This is a genomic window from Pleurocapsa sp. PCC 7327 (genome assembly GCF_000317025.1).
Classification (GTDB): domain Bacteria; phylum Cyanobacteriota; class Cyanobacteriia; order Cyanobacteriales; family Microcystaceae; genus Hydrococcus.
In genome coordinates this window covers 3,469,599-3,486,181 of sequence record NC_019689.1, presented here as the reverse complement: position 1 = coordinate 3,486,181, position 16,583 = coordinate 3,469,599, and the positions used below count along the sequence as shown (strand labels likewise).

Below are 16,583 nucleotides of genomic sequence, written 5' to 3'. Positions count from 1 at the left end.
CGTTACTCGATTATTCCCTGTTGTTTGAGCAGCAAAATAACGAACACAGCAATAACCCAAATAATAACAGTAAAGAAAATCGGCTTGTCAGTTAATAAAACTTCTTCCGGTCGTTCGCTTCGTCCTCCTTTCTCTAATCCGGTATCGTTTCTGCGAGCAATTTCTTCTGGATCGCTAATAAGTTGATAGCGAAAAATTCCATAGATTACAAAGGGCAATGTCAATAACATCCAAGGAGTTGAAGCTCCCTTAAGCTGGGGACCCGCACTCCAAAGCGCGTAGGAAATCACCGCTCCCGTAGTAACCACGCTCTCCATGCGGCTTAATAGCGGAAGAGAGTAGCGTCTGAGAACCGATCGCATTTTACCGCCTTGAGATGCTAGAATTTTGACCAGTCGCAACTCGGCTTTTCGCTTTTCGATTCCTAAAAAGAGCGCTAACATCGCCGTACAGAGCAAAAACCAAGGAGATAGAACGATATTGGTGGCGGCTGCTCCGGCATAGGCTCTTAAAACAAATCCCGTCGCGATCGCAATGATGTCCAGGATGACGGTGCGCTTGAGTCGCAGGTTGTAGACGACTTGTAGCAGAGCATAACTGAGAAGGGTGAGACCTAAATAGCGCGATCGCCACCAGCCAATCGTTAAAGCCCCGATCGACAGAACTGCTGCCATACTAATAGCGACGGGAATACTGACTAACCCGGATGCAATGGGGCGCTTGCACTTAACTGGATGGCGGCGATCCGATTCGACATCGGCGATGTCGTTAATTAAGTAAAAACTGCTAGAAGTACAGCAAAATAAGATAAATGCCAGTAAACTCCCCAAAAATGTTTGCCCGTTAATACTGAAAGCAAAGAGAGGGGCGGCGAAAACAATTAGATTTTTGCTCCACTGCCGCGGTCTTAAGGCAGCTAGATGAGGAATGTTCAAGGAGTTTAACCTGTCAGCGCTTACGCTCGTATCGTCTCAAAATTCGATTTTGATGGCAAGGGCAAATTTGACAGATCCCGACGCATCATAGAAGGTGCGGGATTCTTTCCCGATTGAGTAATCGATACAAATCTTACCCGTCAATCGTTTGGGTCAATCAATTACCAAGGCAAGCTTGCCCGTCATCGATCCTGTTTCTAGCAAGCGATGAGCCTCCGCCGCCTCTTCTAGGGGAAAAGTTTGACTGAGATGGATTTTCAACTTGCCCTCGTCAATCCAGGCGGCACACTGCTTGAGAATCTCCGTTTGGTATTTTTGGGCGTTCGCCAGCCCCATCAAAGCTGGAGTTAGCATTAATTCTAGGCTAATGCGCAAGTTACGATTGCGGGCGACTTTCAAATTTCCTAAAGCTGGATCCGGTTCGAGAATCGTGACCAAATCTCCATACACCCGTACTGCCGAACAGCTATCAAAAAACGTTTTTCCGCCGACGGTATCGAAGGCGATATCGACTCCTTCTCCATTCGTCCAGTTTAAAACGGCTTGCACGAAATCCGTCTGTTTGTAAAGAATTGGCTCATCGGCACCAAACTGACGAACTAACCTCTCTTTGTCTGGAGAACTAACTGTCGTACAGACTTGAGCGCCTTTTAGCTTGGCTAGCCCGATGGCAACGTGACCGACTCCTCCTGCACCGGCATGAATCAAAACCTTTTGTCCGGGTTCCAGTCTGGCTCGATCGTAGAGCGATTCCCAAGCCGTAATCAGAACCAAGGGAACGGCTGCGGCTTCTGCAAAGGAAAGCGATCGCGGTTTGCGAGCAACTAAGCTTTCATCGACGACAGCGAATTGAGCATAATTTCCCGTTCCTGACTTACCGAGTCCTCCAGCGCAGTAATATACTTCATCGCCTGGTTTGAATTCCCGAACCTCAGATCCTACTGCCTCGACAATACCAGCGCCGTCGCATCCTAAAATCGCTGGCATTTGGTCTGGGTAAAAAGTTCCTCGCTGGCGCAGTTTGGTATCGATGGGATTGATGCCTGCGGCTTTGAGTTTAACTAAAATTTCGGTGGGTTTTTCGATTTTAGGTTCTGGCACCTCCTGAAGTGATAAGACATCAGGGTTGCCAGGTGTTCTCATTACAATTGCTTTCATGGGTCTAGTATCGTTCGACTGTTTGTATCGATCGTATTAGATCTTTACTGAACTTATATCTTGCGCCATAACCAATCTAGCCAAGAAATCATTTTTTTAGCTAACAGCATAAGTCTATTAAAATAGACTGAAAGCCTTATCTAGTAATCATTTAGTTTTATAGGCAAGGACTTTTGCGATCGAGCTTAGGAATTCATTCCCTCGCTCGAGTGAAGCGTGAGTGCAAGATCTGAGATGGAGCGATCGCATCTTACATTTGCGTTTCTATCTGTTATAATGATTTTTTGGACGCAAGCGGACGTGGCGGAATTGGTAGACGCGCTAGATTTAGGTTCTAGTGTCTCTGACGTAAGAGTTCGAGTCTCTTCGTCCGCATGCCAAATAGGGGCAGTTGGCGAAACGCCCCTGCCTTTGTTTATGCCGGATAAATCCGTAGCCTGCGGTTGGGTTCTTCTCCGAAACTGTCGGAGTGAAGGCGATAGTGTTCGACGAGTTCGTGTTGCATTTTACGAATTCTCGGCGATCGCGGCAGTAACTCTACGGGTTGCCCAGTGGGGATCACGATTTGTTCGACTGCCAGCCTCGCTTCTTCGAGCGCTTCGATTTCGTCGTCGCTGCCATTGCTGGCAAACAAGCGCAGATCGGTCGTTTCCGGAATATTGGGATCGTCCATTCCCAAAATCCGCCGCAAAGCGCGAGTAATTTGAGGAATGGTATTAGATTTAATTCCGTGGATGGGAATTTGACGCGCTCTGGCAATTTGTCGTAGTTTGGAATGGTTTTTTACATGCGATCGCAGTGCCAACACCACATCAGCATTGTCCATATCTTTTGTGATAACGATGGGCAGATTGAGAATCTCGACAACTTGTTCGATTTGAGAGCGACCGACACCGTAGGGATAGACGTATACGGGCCAGTCTTCTCCATTCGGACCGGGAGTGCGAATTTTTTCTGAGGACTTTTCTGGCTGATACCAAGAGCGATCGAGCATCTGCTCAAAGTCTGTCTTAGCACTGTATCGTTCCCCTTCCAAAGGGGAAACGGGAGTCATCCGTCCCGATGCTCGCCAACCGCTCGGACGAGGCGGAGCAACAACGGTTGGGGTACTACTCACCAATCCTCCTACGGTTTGCAGCTGCGGATGTTCCTCAGTAATCGTTACCCTCCCATTCTCATCGATAGTTCGCACTTGCAGAGTGGGTTCGCGTCCCCGCAATAAGTCATCAACGGTGTTGGCAACATCCTCGTGAACCACCCAACGCTGTCGCTCTAGCATTTCTATAGCAATTTCAAAAGTTGGGGGCGCTTTGCGCTCCAACACGGTCTTTTGAGAACCTCGCCGTCTGGCTTCTTCGTCGCCCAGTGTAACCGCCTGTATCCCACCTACCAAATCGGATAGCGTTGGATTTTTAATCAAATTTTCAATTCGATTGCCGTGTGCCGTTCCTACCAGTTGCACGCCGCGTTCGGCAATGGTTCGCGCCGCCATTGCTTCGAGTTCGGTACCAATTTCGTCGATGACGATGATTTCTGGCATGTGGTTTTCCACCGCCTCGATCATCACCTGATGTTGAAGTTCCGGACGGGCAACCTGCATTCTTCTGGCGCGACCGATCGCGGGGTGAGGAATATCGCCATCACCAGCAATTTCGTTGGAGGTGTCGATAATCACGACCCGTTTGTGAAATTCATCGGCTAAAACTCTGGCAATTTCCCGCAGAGCAGTGGTTTTTCCAACTCCGGGACGACCTAACAGCAGAATCGATTTGCCCGTTTCTACCAAGTCGCGGATCGCCTCGATCGTGCCGAGAATCGCTCGACCAACGCGGCAGGTTAAGCCAACGATTTCCCCCGTTCGATTGCGAATGGCACTGATCCGGTGGAGCGTGCGCTCGATTCCCGCTCGGTTGTCGCCGCTAAAAGTTCCCACGCGATCGATCGAATACTGCAAGTCTTCTTTAGATACGGGGACATCGCCTAAATAAACGGCTTCATTTGGAAAGCGAGCCTCTGGAAGCCTTCCCAAATCCATGACCACTTCAACTAAGCTTTCTAGTTTTGGATGCTGCTCGACTTTGGCGCGAATTTTTTCTGGCAGAATTTCTAACAATTTATTCAAATCGTCTGTGATTTGCATCCGGTGGGAAGGGAATGTTTCTGGCATCAATGACAAGGGGGCTACTGATGAATTCGTTTGTTGTGAAAAGTTGTTTGTCTTGGGGTCTAACATAACAACTTAGCGTTAGTCAAGGCTAATGAGGATGAGGGATCGAAAAAAATTATGGCTGGAGAGAGAGCGCGGCTGGCTTGAGCTGGGATACTAGGGAATAGGCTCGCCCGACCGCCTGCCAAAGTAATTGCGGACAATTTTCTAGTTGTGCGGATTCTAATTTGTCTAAAATCGGCGCAAGCAGAGTCCGCGCATAACTTCCGTAGGCAACGCCAGATATATAGAAGCATTCGGAATTCTGCTTAAGTAATCCCATCGATCGCAGTTTGGGTAAGGTATGAGAGTTGGTTCCGCCAGCGAGTTGAACGTATCCCGGCAAACGTGCCTTCAAGACTTTTTGGGCAAGCTCGATCGCCGCGCGAGTCGTTCCTCTACCAATGTCGCCACTCATAGGACGACCGTCGGTTTGCCAAATTAAGGGACAGGGTAAGGGTGACATTAGTTTATAGAGTTCGTACAAGTAATCGATTAGGACTGGATGGTCGGGACAGCTAATCGCGATAACTTTCAATCGATGACACCAGGATGCGATCGCGCTCCACAGTCGCTTAAAATCTTCTCCATGCCCGACTTGAGTATGAATTTCAATCGCGTCGATGTCCATCTCTTGAATCAAAGGCGCAATCGCACTTGGCGTTGAAACATAGGAGCGAGTTATGATAAGCTGGCTCGGACAAACTGGCAAACAGCGACCGCAGCCGTAACATCGCGAATCTAACACGCCAGAGAAACCAATTTCTTGAAATGCGATCGCATCTGCGGGGCAAATCGTCTCGCAGGGGCGATGGCACTCGCTAGGACATTGGGTTGAGTCAAATTCCGCTTTGCGAAAATGGGGATCTTCCCCATCGTTTAAGCTAACCATCAACCAAGGCAAACTACCCCCAGTAAATCCTTTTCCTTTCGCTGCTTCTGCTAGTTCTCCAGCCACGGCTATTCCTTCTTTGGCGGCAGTAATGACAGCTGGATCGGCAGCAACATCTATGCAGTCGGCACCTGCTAGAGTATATGCTAGGGCGAGACTGCGAATGGCAGGAAGGTCTTGGAAGCTAGCTCCGCAGATGAGCTTGAACCAGTTCCCTTCTTTGAGAGAATGGATAGGGCAATATAGATCGCTCACACCTATATCCTAATGCGATTTCCCTTTAATTGAGGAAGAGATTTTGTCTATCTAAAGACGGGGAGCGACTGTCTTGCTTTCTAGTTCTAGATCTAGCTTGCTGAAGTAGCCTTTGTCATTTTTTTGTCTCCAATTGGAGACAAATTCCAAAGATTTAACGACAATTGTCTCACCTCCTCGCTCAGTCAGCTCCTTTTACTACTCAATTATCAGGGTTGGGTTTTGGAGGGCGATCGCTAGCATGAATCGCTTAGTGCTTTATACTACATTATACTACAAGCATCTGACTTTTTAGACATCCTCTAAGGAATCAGAAATTTTAGTCACTGCTTGTCACTTTTGTCCCCTGAGTATCTAAAAAAAGAGAGCGGACTTCTGCGCTGACCCCTTCACTTTTCCAAGCCTTCGCCATAGCTGAGGCGATTGACTCCGCTTGCTCTTTATTGCTAAAAGCTAGTAGAGTAGGACCCGCGCCACTGATAACCATTCCATAAGCGCCAGCAGACAAAGCTGCCGATTTGACCGTTTCATAACCGCGAATTAATCCTTGACGGTATGGCTGATGCAGCTTGTCTTCCATTGCCATGCGTAGCCAGTCTCCCCGTCCCGTTTCTAAGCCCCTTACCAGCAATCCCAAGCGAGCCATATTAAATATCGCATCGCTGCGATTAATTTGGCTAGGAAGAACCGATCGCGCTTCTTCTGTAGACAGTTCAAAATCGGGAATAGCTACTACGGGAACGATATTACTATCCCAGGGAATTTCGCAGATTTGCCAATTGCCAGCTTCGCCTACAGATAGCTGACAATTGCCCAGCAGGGCGGGAACAACATTATCGGGATGTCCTTCCAAGGCAATAGAGAGTTCCATTATTTCTGAGACATCTAGGGGACTTCCGGCAAGCAGATTTGCCCCCACCAATCCGCCGACGATTGCCGTTGCCGAACTGCCCAACCCCCGCGCGAGGGGAATGCCCAACTGAATCTCAATGGCAACGCTTGGGGGCTTTTTTTCCAAGTGCTGATACAGCTTGACATAGGATTGGTACAAGAGATTATTTTTGTCTAAACTTACCCGTTGGGCTTCCATTCCCTTGACTGTAATTTCTACTGTATCCGTTTCTGCCTTTGGCAAGAGGGTAAATTGAAATTGGTTATAGAGGGTTAATGCTGCACCCATACAGTCAAAACCAGGACCTAGGTTGGCGGTCGTTGCGGGAACGGTAACGGTAACTACTTTGTCATTGGTCATGGGTTATTGGATTTTGGATTGGGGATTGGTCAGTTGTCCTTTGTCATTGGTCATTGGTCATTGGGATTGGGGGAAAGGGTAAAGGGCAAAGGGCATTTTCATTTTCGTTTTTCTCCCTTCCCCTTTTCCTTTTCCCTTGTCCCCTTGTCTGTCTTGTCTTCCCATCTCCCCACACCTCCCGCACTTCCCACATTCCCCACACTCCCAGTCCCCCCGTCTCCTAGTCTTCCAGTTATCCCTCATCCCTTCATCTCTTCCGCATAGTAGAGTTCTCGTCCGGTGGGGGTCGCCAGTTCGGCAACGTCGGCTTCAATGAGGGCGCGATCGCGAATGCGACAGGAATCGCATACCCCACAAGGGTCTTCGCCTCCTTGATAGCAAGACCAGGTATCCTGAATCGGAACCCCCAAACGCAAGGCGCGACGAACGATCTCGACTTTCGAGTCTTTCACCAAGGGAGCAACTAAGCGAGGCGCTTTTCCTTCTACGCCAATTTTGGAAGAGAGGTTGGCGAGTTGCTGATAGGCTTCAAGGTATTCTGGACGGCAGTCGGGATAACCAGAATAGTCTACCGCATTAATGCCCAAATAAATCGCCTCAGCCCCTTTTGCTTCGGCTAAAGACAGCGCGATCGCAATAAAAACGGTATTTCTGCCAGGAACGTAAGTCGCTGGAATTATGTCCGCTCGAACCCCATCTTTAGGTACCTCGAGCGATACGTCAGTTAGAGCAGAACCTCCCCACTGCGATAAATTGACATCGACGGTATAGTGTTCTTTAATGCCTAATGTTTTGGCTATTTTTGTCGCTGCTGCCAGTTCGCGTTCGTGACGCTGACCGTAGCGAAAAGATAAGGCAATAACTTCGTATCCGTCAGCGATGGCAATAGCCGCCGTTGTTGCCGAATCTAATCCCCCAGATAACAAAACTACTGCTTTCGACACGACTGTTAAACTTTCCTCCTCAATCGATCGCTCGACGGGCAAGGCATGGCTTACCCCTACGATTATCTCACCCCCAAAAATTTATGCATTTGTAGACTAATTCGCCATTCGGGGTGTTGCAAGACGTAATCGAAAATTATCTGCTGGCTTTGCGGCGTATTCCATTCTGGTTGCAGATATTTAAGCGCTTCTGGCGGAATTTGCGTCGCTTGCTGCTCTGCCCATTGTAAATCTTCGGGATTGGTTACTACAACTTTAAGTTCGCTAACGCGATCGTAGATGCTGTTGTGGGGCAGTTTGTATTGTTTGGGAGAAAATGTTACCCAATCGAATTGACCGCTAAAGGGATGTGCGCCAGAGGTTTCTAAATGAACCCGCAATCCTAACTTTCGCAGTTGTCGGGTTAAAGGATTGAGGTCGTGCATTAGCGGCTCGCCTCCGGTAATAATAATAATAGCGGGATTAGCTGCTTTTGCCTCTGTTGCTAATTCTACGAGCGATCGCTGGGGATGGCGCTTGGCCTTCCACGATTCTTTCTGATCGCACCAAGGACAGTAAACATCGCACCCTCCCAGTCGAATAAAAAAAGCACTGACACCAGTCCAAGCGCCTTCTCCTTGAACCGAGTGAAAGGTTTCGACAATGGGATAGGTAATCGTCTCGATAATAGTTGTTTTCATAGATCGCGCCCCGATAAAAGAACAGTCGGCGATTGAAATCGCTGCCTCGTATTTCTAGTCGTCTAAAGACCACCCAACAGGTGTTTTAGACCATTTCAATAGACTTAATATATAAGACGGGGAATTAATTCCCCGACGGCTAATGCGAAGAGCGCAAGACCTTAGCATACTTGTGTAATTAATTTTGTCTGCCTACTTATTAGGGAATTGGCTGGGATGGTGAATTGAGTGCGATCGCGATTTCGCGTTTTTTGCAATCTAAACCCTTTTCCATTATCTCGAATCCGCCTGGGTTTAGAAACTAACTGTTAAGCTTTGTAGGATAGTTTAGATTTTTCAATGAGAGGCGATCTGGCGATCCGCACAGCGTTTCCAAAGGCGCAAACCAAGCAAATGCGATCGCAGCTTTTTCTTTCTGATGTCATCATAGTAAGAGTGATATTTTTTAGTTAAAAACCCTAGGAGAAAAAACAATGGCTGCGCCTGGAGTTACAGAAGCCAAAGATCGCGTTCTTGCAGCTCTTATTTATATACTACCTTTGATTTATGGCTTACCTTTCGGTATCCCGCTACTCAAAGACTTTCCCATTTTGAGCACACTTTACGTCCCCCTATCTCCCTTAATTTCTCTTTATTATGGTTTTCCCTTAATGGGAATCATTATTTTCTTTGTTTTGCTCTTTGCTGTCGTTAGAAACGAGCGAGTTAGTCACTTCATTCGTTTTAATGCCATGCAGGTAATTCTTTTAAACATTCTTTTGTTTATCGGAAATTTAATCTTTGCAATTCTCGAACAAGGTTTTTCGCCAAATAGTTTATTAGTGCTAACTCTTTTAAATACAGTCTTTTTAGGAACTGTAGCTGCTAGCATTTATGGAATGGTGCAATCTGCAAGAGGTGTTTATGCAGAACTGCCAGGAATTGCCGAAGCAGCTTATTCTCAAGTGCGTTGAAAGTTTCTCAATCGCAATCATTTGACTGGCTATTAATGTCAGTCATTTTTTTGATTTATTTATTCTAAATCTAATAGCAATTTCCCAAATACCTGCTACAGATAGTTATATAACTAAGATCGCCGATATTGCTCTAACAATTGCGGTAAGTAATCGAAGCCATCAACGCCGATCGCGGTTACAATTTTGGAGCGATGCTGCTGCAATAATGCTTGGAAAGTTTCATTTCCTATTCGACCTTGTAAAATTGTCATCAATCCGGCTGCCTGCCGCCATTCCTGAGCCGAAATTCGCTCTAAGAAAAACATTCCCAGACAGCCATTGTAGATAGCTCGATCTAGGCAATTCAGTCGATAGTGAGCTTCTGCTAAATAAGTAAAATTGAGTCCCATCAGGTAAAGGTCGCCAACCCCTTGCGCTACTTCAACTCCTTTTTCTAGGTATTCAACTGCTATTGCGGGTTGTTCTATAAGCGTGTAAGCAATACCGAGACTATTGTAGGCAAGGGCTTGAGTTTGGGAGCGAACGACCTCGCGATCGTAAGCATCGCCCAATCGGTCTGACAAGCTCAAACTTCGTTTTAGATATTCTATACTCGTCTCATAGACTTCTGGAAGCATTTGTTCCCGTTGGCGATCGGCTAACACTTCGCTGTAGCCCAAATTAGCTAGGGCATTCGCTTCTCCTAACCTGTCTCCCGTCTGGCGGGCAAGAATTAAAGCGCGTTGACTGTAATTAATTGCGGCTTGATAATCTTTTTGAGCAATACAGGTACGGGCTAGATGATTGAGATTGGCAATTTCGCACCGGAAATCGCCCGCACTTCGGGCAATTTCTAGCGCTTTCTGGTGAAACGCTTTCGCCTGTTCATATTGTCCCAAAGTTCGTTGAGAATAAGCGAGTAAAGTAAGGATGCGTCCTTTCTCTTGAGTTCTTTCAATCTCTCTTAAAGGAGGTTCGTCCAGATATTTGAGAGTGTCCCGCAATCCCTCTCCAGAAAAGGAGGCGACAATCCCGCCGTATAGGGGAAAATCTTCCTTTCGTGCAAAATTTCTCAGAATTTGTAAGACAATGTGAAAACAGGCTCGCGATAATTGCGATCCCGGACTCAAGCCGTTAGATAGCTCCCACCAAATTACGGCAAAGGTCATCAAAGTCGAACTAGATAGCAGTCTTCCCCACTTGGTACTGTAAGGCTGTTGGTCAAACCACGACACCAACCCTTGTTGCAACCATCGCAGAATGACTGCTAGTTCGACCCAAACACTCAACTCGGCATTCTGAAAAGCTTGTGCTAGTTCGGTTGCAGGTTGGTTATGTGCTTGAAGCTGGAATAGCTGCTGGGGAAAAAAACTATTAATCCGTCCAGCCCAAACGTTCCAAGGACCCCGCTGTCCGGGAAGGCCTTCAAATCCTAAAGCGCTGCCACCTTGCTCGTACATCCAGCTTACCAAATGACCTTCAAGCGCCGATATGGATTGCAAACCACGAGTGAGTCCGTTGGCGATTTGCAGCAAATCGGACGCAATTTCGGGATCTGGATTTGACTCAGCTGTTTGCTTGAGGAATTTAGCCAGTTGCTGGATCTGCGTTTGTGTCAATGGCTGAGTTTGATTGATATCGAGGATTTGTAATAGGGCAAGAAAGCGTTCCTTTACTGGTGCCGAGAGAATTTGTGTAGTAGCTTTTGAGAGTAATTCTGTCTGTTGCTTTTCCTTCTGCCACTGCTGCCACGCATCCTGTATCGTCTGCAAGGCTTTCAATTGGCGAGTGGCTTTGGCTTGCTTCATCTCGTCGGTTTGGTTGTCTAGTCCCTCCCGAACTTGGCTCATTCGCTCGTCCAGACAGCGTTCAAAAATTTCTCCCGTACCGGGATTGATATTTTCTGTCAGCGTTCGATAGACTTGGTTTTTGGAGCGGACTTTGCCTTGCAGGGTATTGGTAACGATTTGTTCGATTAGGACTAAATAGCGATCGCGCCAAGAAGAATCCAAAGCAATCATTAGGTCAGTACTCAAAGAGACATAAACTTCTAACAGAGAAGTTTTATCGATCTTATCTCTTATAAGCTTTTTATAGAGAAAACGCGAAAGCGAACGATCTCCACATCACCGCTGACCATTTCTATGCTGTCTGCTTTAATGTAGTGACAGATGTACCATGATTTTGGATACCAACAAACAATGTTGGGTAAAATCAAGCGATACATACTTGTAACTCTAATAAACCTCCAAAATATGACCGAAATTTTACACTTTGCAGGATTTATATCAGGAGTTAAGTACAGAGCTTGCCTGACAGCAAAACTAGAGAAGGTAGATTTAGAAAGATTTGATGTTAATAGATCGAGTGTGTATGGAATTCTACAAGCAGACAATGCAGAAATAGCTTACTCGAAATGGGTTTCACCTAAACGAACAAGGAGTTATCCGTTTGCAAGAATGTACAATACATACAATGCGTCAAAGATACCAACAATAATACCTGTAATTAAAGACGAGGGAAAAGATGGAGACTTGGACAAACTTCAGTACTCCACGATTTCATGGATGAATTTGCTAAATATTTCTATCTTTCTTGGGTACTACGAAGATGCGGAGAGAAGTCAGAAAAGAAGAACATTATATAATTCAGAAATCTAAAAATTCTACAAAGAAGACATTACCAGAGTTGAGTGATATTCAGGATGGACTTTTCAAGTTAATTCTTTATTCAAACATAGATTCTCTACAGCTAAACGGGCTACGAGTTCTATTTGCCACAAGGTTAAAGCTCACTGGAAAGAATATTCGAGATCGTATTATTTTACCGTGTTCTCTGAAAGAAATAGAAAGTTTTCTTAAAAAACTCGACTGTACTCAGCAACAAAGAACAGAGTATAGTCAAAAAGTTGCTTCTAGAAATACAGCAAAACAACACCATTGAAATTGAAATTAGAGCCAATAAATAATTAATTATTATGTCTCCAATTAAAAGTCCACTTCGTTATCCAGGTGGTAAATCGAGAGCCATTAACAAAATCATTCCATATATCCCACTAAATATTACTGAATATAGAGAACCTTTTGTAGGGGGTGGTTCAGTTTTCCTTGCCATAAAACAACTATTTAGCGCTCGGATAAAACTGTACTGGATTAACGATCTAAATTATGATTTGTGTTGTTTTTGGTCATATGCTAGAGATGAACTTGAATCTCTTGTAGATGCAGTAACTAAAATCAAGCACAAGTATACAGATGGCAAAGAGTTATTCAACTACTACACTCGCGAAGACTTAAAACTTAGCGACTTCGATCGCGCGGTAAGATTTTTCATTTTGAATCGTATTACCTTCTCAGGTACTGTCGATTCGGGTGGCTATTCTCAGCAAGCTTTTGAACGAAGATTTACCGATTCATCAATTGATAGATTGCGTAAACTTTCTTTGTGTTTGTCATCCACCCACATTACTGCTAGTGATTATGAGAAGCTATTGTTTCAGGATGGGGATGGAGTCTTTATTTTTCTCGATCCTCCTTATTTTAGCGCTAAAAAGTCAAAACTTTATGGTATGAAAGGGGCGTTACATACTTCATTCGATTATCAACGATTTGCTACGAATATGCGTAAATGTCAGCACAGATGGTTAATTACTTACGATGATTCTCCTGAAATTAGAGAATTGTTTAGTTTTGCCAAGATCGCGGAATGGACTCTTCAATATGGTATGAACAACTATAAGCAAGAATTTGCAGCTGAAGGTCGGGAACTATTGATAAAAAACTACTAATACAGATGAAAAATTAAGCAGAAACTTTTAGTTTATTTTCTCTCCGATCGCTGAGTTTCTCTTCCTCTATAATTCTCTTGACTTCAGAAAAACTTGTACGACTTCCTTAAACGATCGCTCTTGGTTATCCACTTGATAGTTCAATTGTTGCATCTCTGAGGCAGAAATTTTTCCAACTAAACCATTAATTACTGTTCTCAGTTGAGGATATTTTTCAAGCGTTTTTTGATTGAAGATTGGCACGGCTTCATAAGGTGGAAAATATCGCTTATCATCTTCCAAAGTGACTAAATTTAAGACAGGAATAACCCCATCAGTAGAATTACCTGCAACTAAATCGACTTGCTTTTTTGACAATGCCTTATAGACTAATCCCAATTCCATTGCTTGTGGAGTTTGAGCGAACTTTAATCCATAGGTTTTGGATAAACCTGGATAGCCATCTTGCCGCTCAAAAAATTCATAACCGAATCCCGCTTTCCATTGAGGCGTATATTTGGCGGCTTCGGAAATCGTTTTAAGATTATATCGGTCGGCATCTTCTTGGCGAATGACGATCGCAAAGGCATTTTCAAAACCTAAAGAGGGAAAAACTTCTAACTGAAATTTTTCTTGATAAGCTTGTTTGACCTGTCGGAAAACTTCTTTTGGGTCGCTAATTGGTTGTTTTTTCAAAATAGTAGTAAAAGCCGTTCCTGTATACTCTACATATCCATCAATTTTGCCTGCTTTTACGGCTTCGTGACAGATAAAAGTTCCACCTAAATTAAAGCGGCGATCGACGTTTAAATCTGTTTTCACTTCGATCTCTTGAGCGAGGATTTCTCCTAAAATAACTTGTTCGGTGAAATTTTTCGAGCCAATCACAATCGTTCCTTCTGTCGTGAGAGCAAGGGGTTGTTGAGAAGCGATCGCCCATAGGCTCAACCCCAGTAAAATCGCTGTGCCTACAGATAGTCCAACTACCAACCGCTTGCGTTTTCCTGGCTGTTTTAGCTGACTTTCCAGCCAGCCGATCGCTCCGTCAGCAATAATGGCAATAGTAGCTGAAGGAATTGCCCCAGCTAAAATAAGCTGATTGTTGACAGTGGCAATGCCTTGAAAAATAAAGACTCCCAAACCCCCGCCGCCGATAGCCGCAGCAATGGTAGCAATGCCGACGCAAATGACGGTTGCTACTCTCACGCCAGTTAGGATCGTGCCTAATGCGAGGGGAATTTCAACCCGCACCAACATCTGCCTATCGGTCATTCCCATTGCTCTCGCCGCTTCGCGGATGGCAGGATCGATACTGGTGATTCCGGTATAAGTATTGCGAATGAGGGGAAGTAAGGTGTAGAGAGAGAGGGCAACGATTGCTGGTGTTTTGCCAATCCCCCCCAAAAAGGGAACGGTGATGAGAAAGCCAAAAATCGCCAGACTAGGGATGGTTTGAATGGCGTTGGCGATAGCGAGAATCGGTTTGGCAAGTTTGGGTTGGCGAGTGATGAGAATGCCTAGTGGAATGCCGATCGCGATCGCTGCCGTCATGGCAATAGCGACCAAAATTAGATGCTCGCCAGTCCGAAGCCAAATTTCTGGAAATAAATTCCCCATCTACCTACTCTAACACTCGCAAACAAGCCAAAAAACGCTGTGCTTCTGGGTGGGGATCTTGCCGAAATTCACTAGGCGTTCCCAAACTCACTAACTTGCCTTCCTCCATTAAGCCAATTCTAGACGCGAGAAGAAAGGCTTCCTGAATGTCGTGGGTGACAAAAATGACTGTTTTACCCAGTTGTTTTTGTAAGTAGGAAAACTGTTGCTGCAACTCCAGGCGAGTGATGGGATCGAGTGCCCCAAAAGGTTCGTCCATTAAAAGAATTGGGGGATCGGCAGCGAGTGCCCTAGCAACTCCGACTCGCTGTCGCTGTCCGCCTGAAAGTTGATGGGGATAGCGGCTGGCAAATTTTTCCGGTTCCAGACCGACTAAATGCAATAATTCATAAACTCGCGACTTTAGGCGACTATTTTTCCAACCTTCTAGGGAAGGAACGAGACCGATATTTTCTTCGACGCTCAAGTGAGGAAATAAACCGATTTCCTGAATGACATAGCCGATGCTGCGGCGAAGTTGAATCGCATCCCAAGCAGTAGTCGGGCGATCGCTGACGATAACTTGTCCTTGCGTTGGCGATAGCAGGCGATTGATGAGTTTTAAGGTAGTCGTTTTGCCGCTACCGCTACGTCCGAGTAAGACTAGGGCTTCACCTCGATAGATACTAAGATTGAGATCGGATAGAAGATATCGCTGTTGAACTCGATAGCTAACATCTCGAAATTCAACAGCACTTTTTTGTTCGTCAGTCATTAGTCACGCGCGATTAGATCTCAGTTTCTAGTCTAATTAACTGGCTCGACCTAAAATGGCAATGGTACGCGAAAGCTAGAGATAGGGTCTTCCGGACTTTGCACGTTTTGTTCTATATTTTTCCAGTATTGATTGACCGTTTTGTATCTTTGTGCAAAGTTACTGGTTTGGTTTTCAAAGGTAGGTTGACTTGCGCGTGCCTCGTCGCCATACTCTCCGCCAACGTCTTCCAGCCATTCGGTTGGCGTTTTTGCTTGGGTTCCCTGCAAGTCCTGTGCCGTTCCTAATGGAACGACTAGGGGTTTGGGTTGAGTTATCGGAGTACTAGCGAATCCGGGAGAAGAACCGATCGCGATTCCAAAAGTAAGTAGCGCGATCGCAACTTTGGCAGAATCCTGTAATCTATTTTTGGTAAGCATAACTGCCACCTTTTGACTGTAGTGTAAGTAACCTCGGTATTTTTTCTCTACTCCTCAACGTCAGTTTTTACACCACACTTTTGCTTTTTCTTAGGTCGGCATTTAATCTTTGCCCGCTCGGATACAAATAGATAGCTTTTTCCACTTTTAGGATATCTCGTCAGCCGTTATCATTTCCTTAAAATAATTGTTAATTTTACTACCCCATGTAGGACGCTCGGTTCGTTGAATGATTACGTTGAATGATTATTATGTAAGCGAACTGCTCGAATTAAACTAACACTGAAGAATTCAGCTTATGGTTTTGATATGAGTAATTTACACATTAAACAAGTTAACTATACCGAAGAAGCAACGACAATTCACTCTATTCGACGCTTAGTTTTTCAAGAAGAACAAGGAGTAGCGCCAGAAGTAGAATTTGATGGTCGAGATGAAACAGCTACACATCTTTTAGCTTATTTAAACGGTCAGCCAGTAGGAACGATAAGAATTAGATTCTTAGATAAAAAAACAGCCAAAATAGAAAGATTAGCCCTTTTACCTTTAGCTAGAGGCAAGGGAATTGGGAAAAAATTAATGAAGGCAGCTACAGAAATTGTTGAAAAGAACGAGAATTATGAAGAGATTGTTATCCATGCTCAGGAATATATTAAAGAACTACATAAACAGCTAGGATTTGAATCAGCAGGAGAGCCATTTTATGAAGCGGGCATTCTTCATATAAAAATGATTAAAAGATTTGTGCGATCGCATTGATAATTGTAGAA

The 16,583-nt window shown here is 45.1% G+C and carries 15 protein-coding genes and 1 tRNA gene; 5 read left to right on the top strand and 11 right to left on the bottom strand.

The annotated features are described in order from the left end of the window. Positions 1 to 2: 2 nt before the first annotated feature. Together PLE7327_RS15545 and PLE7327_RS15540 are read right to left on the bottom strand one after the other, a co-directional pair. Positions 3 to 935, bottom strand: a complete 933-nt coding sequence (locus tag PLE7327_RS15545; protein WP_015144758.1) for a decaprenyl-phosphate phosphoribosyltransferase — start codon at positions 933 to 935, stop codon at positions 3 to 5. Positions 936 to 1,088: 153 nt separating this feature from the next. Further along, positions 1,089 to 2,093, bottom strand: a complete 1,005-nt coding sequence (locus PLE7327_RS15540) for a zinc-dependent alcohol dehydrogenase family protein (protein ID WP_015144757.1) — start codon at positions 2,091 to 2,093, stop codon at positions 1,089 to 1,091. Positions 2,094 to 2,387: 294 nt separating this feature from the next. Between PLE7327_RS15540 and PLE7327_RS15535 the strand changes: the two genes are divergently transcribed. Then, positions 2,388 to 2,468 (top strand) — tRNA-Leu (locus tag PLE7327_RS15535). A 40-nt stretch (positions 2,469 to 2,508) separates the two neighbouring features. On the opposite strand, the gene PLE7327_RS15530 is transcribed toward PLE7327_RS15535, so the two are convergent. From PLE7327_RS15530 to PLE7327_RS15505, 5 genes are all read right to left on the bottom strand, one after another. Further along, on the bottom strand, positions 2,509 to 4,326 hold the full coding sequence (locus PLE7327_RS15530; RefSeq protein WP_041392216.1) for a R3H domain-containing nucleic acid-binding protein: 1,818 nt from the start codon (positions 4,324 to 4,326) through the stop codon (positions 2,509 to 2,511). Positions 4,327 to 4,375: 49 nt separating this feature from the next. Next, positions 4,376 to 5,446, bottom strand: a complete 1,071-nt coding sequence (gene ldpA, locus PLE7327_RS15525; RefSeq protein WP_015144755.1) for a circadian clock protein LdpA — start codon at positions 5,444 to 5,446, stop codon at positions 4,376 to 4,378. Between the two features lie 319 nt (positions 5,447 to 5,765). Then, a complete protein-coding gene (thrB, locus tag PLE7327_RS15520; RefSeq protein ID WP_015144754.1) occupies positions 5,766 to 6,698 on the bottom strand; it encodes a homoserine kinase in 933 nt (310 codons plus the stop codon). Between the two features lie 239 nt (positions 6,699 to 6,937). Then, positions 6,938 to 7,642 (bottom strand): 7-cyano-7-deazaguanine synthase QueC, encoded by a 705-nt coding sequence (queC, locus tag PLE7327_RS15510; RefSeq protein WP_041392212.1) that lies wholly within the window; start codon positions 7,640 to 7,642, stop codon positions 6,938 to 6,940. 62 nt (positions 7,643 to 7,704) lie between these two features. Next, entirely contained in the window at positions 7,705 to 8,322 is a 618-nt protein-coding gene (locus PLE7327_RS15505; protein WP_015144752.1) for a 7-carboxy-7-deazaguanine synthase QueE, read from the bottom strand. A gap of 473 nt (positions 8,323 to 8,795) precedes the next feature. Here PLE7327_RS15505 and PLE7327_RS15500 point away from each other — a divergent pair, with 473 nt between their 5' ends. Next, positions 8,796 to 9,275, top strand: a complete 480-nt coding sequence (locus tag PLE7327_RS15500) for a Tic20 family protein (protein ID WP_015144751.1) — start codon at positions 8,796 to 8,798, stop codon at positions 9,273 to 9,275. A 113-nt stretch (positions 9,276 to 9,388) separates the two neighbouring features. Here the strand turns inward: PLE7327_RS15500 and PLE7327_RS15495 are convergent, their stop codons facing one another. Next, a complete protein-coding gene (locus PLE7327_RS15495; RefSeq protein WP_015144750.1) occupies positions 9,389 to 11,278 on the bottom strand; it encodes a tetratricopeptide repeat protein in 1,890 nt (629 codons plus the stop codon). A gap of 234 nt (positions 11,279 to 11,512) precedes the next feature. Between PLE7327_RS15495 and PLE7327_RS25400 the strand changes: the two genes are divergently transcribed. Together PLE7327_RS25400 and PLE7327_RS15480 are read left to right on the top strand one after the other, a co-directional pair. Then, on the top strand, positions 11,513 to 11,917 hold the full coding sequence (locus PLE7327_RS25400; protein ID WP_217523167.1) for a hypothetical protein: 405 nt from the start codon (positions 11,513 to 11,515) through the stop codon (positions 11,915 to 11,917). A 317-nt stretch (positions 11,918 to 12,234) separates the two neighbouring features. Next, the gene (locus PLE7327_RS15480) at positions 12,235 to 13,044 is read left to right on the top strand and encodes a DNA adenine methylase (protein WP_015144749.1); all 810 of its coding nucleotides are present in this window, start codon (positions 12,235 to 12,237) and stop codon (positions 13,042 to 13,044) included. A gap of 66 nt (positions 13,045 to 13,110) precedes the next feature. Here PLE7327_RS15480 and PLE7327_RS15475 read toward each other — a convergent pair whose 3' ends face one another. From PLE7327_RS15475 to PLE7327_RS22775, 3 genes are read right to left on the bottom strand one after another with little or no spacing between them, the layout of a single operon-like run. Beyond that, entirely contained in the window at positions 13,111 to 14,640 is a 1,530-nt protein-coding gene (locus PLE7327_RS15475) for a glycine betaine ABC transporter substrate-binding protein (RefSeq protein WP_015144748.1), read from the bottom strand. A gap of 4 nt (positions 14,641 to 14,644) precedes the next feature. After that, positions 14,645 to 15,394 (bottom strand): ATP-binding cassette domain-containing protein, encoded by a 750-nt coding sequence (locus PLE7327_RS15470; RefSeq protein WP_015144747.1) that lies wholly within the window; start codon positions 15,392 to 15,394, stop codon positions 14,645 to 14,647. 50 nt (positions 15,395 to 15,444) lie between these two features. Then, the gene (locus tag PLE7327_RS22775; protein WP_015144746.1) at positions 15,445 to 15,813 is read right to left on the bottom strand and encodes a hypothetical protein; all 369 of its coding nucleotides are present in this window, start codon (positions 15,811 to 15,813) and stop codon (positions 15,445 to 15,447) included. A gap of 309 nt (positions 15,814 to 16,122) precedes the next feature. Here PLE7327_RS22775 and PLE7327_RS15460 point away from each other — a divergent pair, with 309 nt between their 5' ends. Beyond that, on the top strand, positions 16,123 to 16,572 hold the full coding sequence (locus PLE7327_RS15460; protein WP_015144745.1) for a GNAT family N-acetyltransferase: 450 nt from the start codon (positions 16,123 to 16,125) through the stop codon (positions 16,570 to 16,572). Positions 16,573 to 16,583 lie beyond the last annotated feature (11 nt).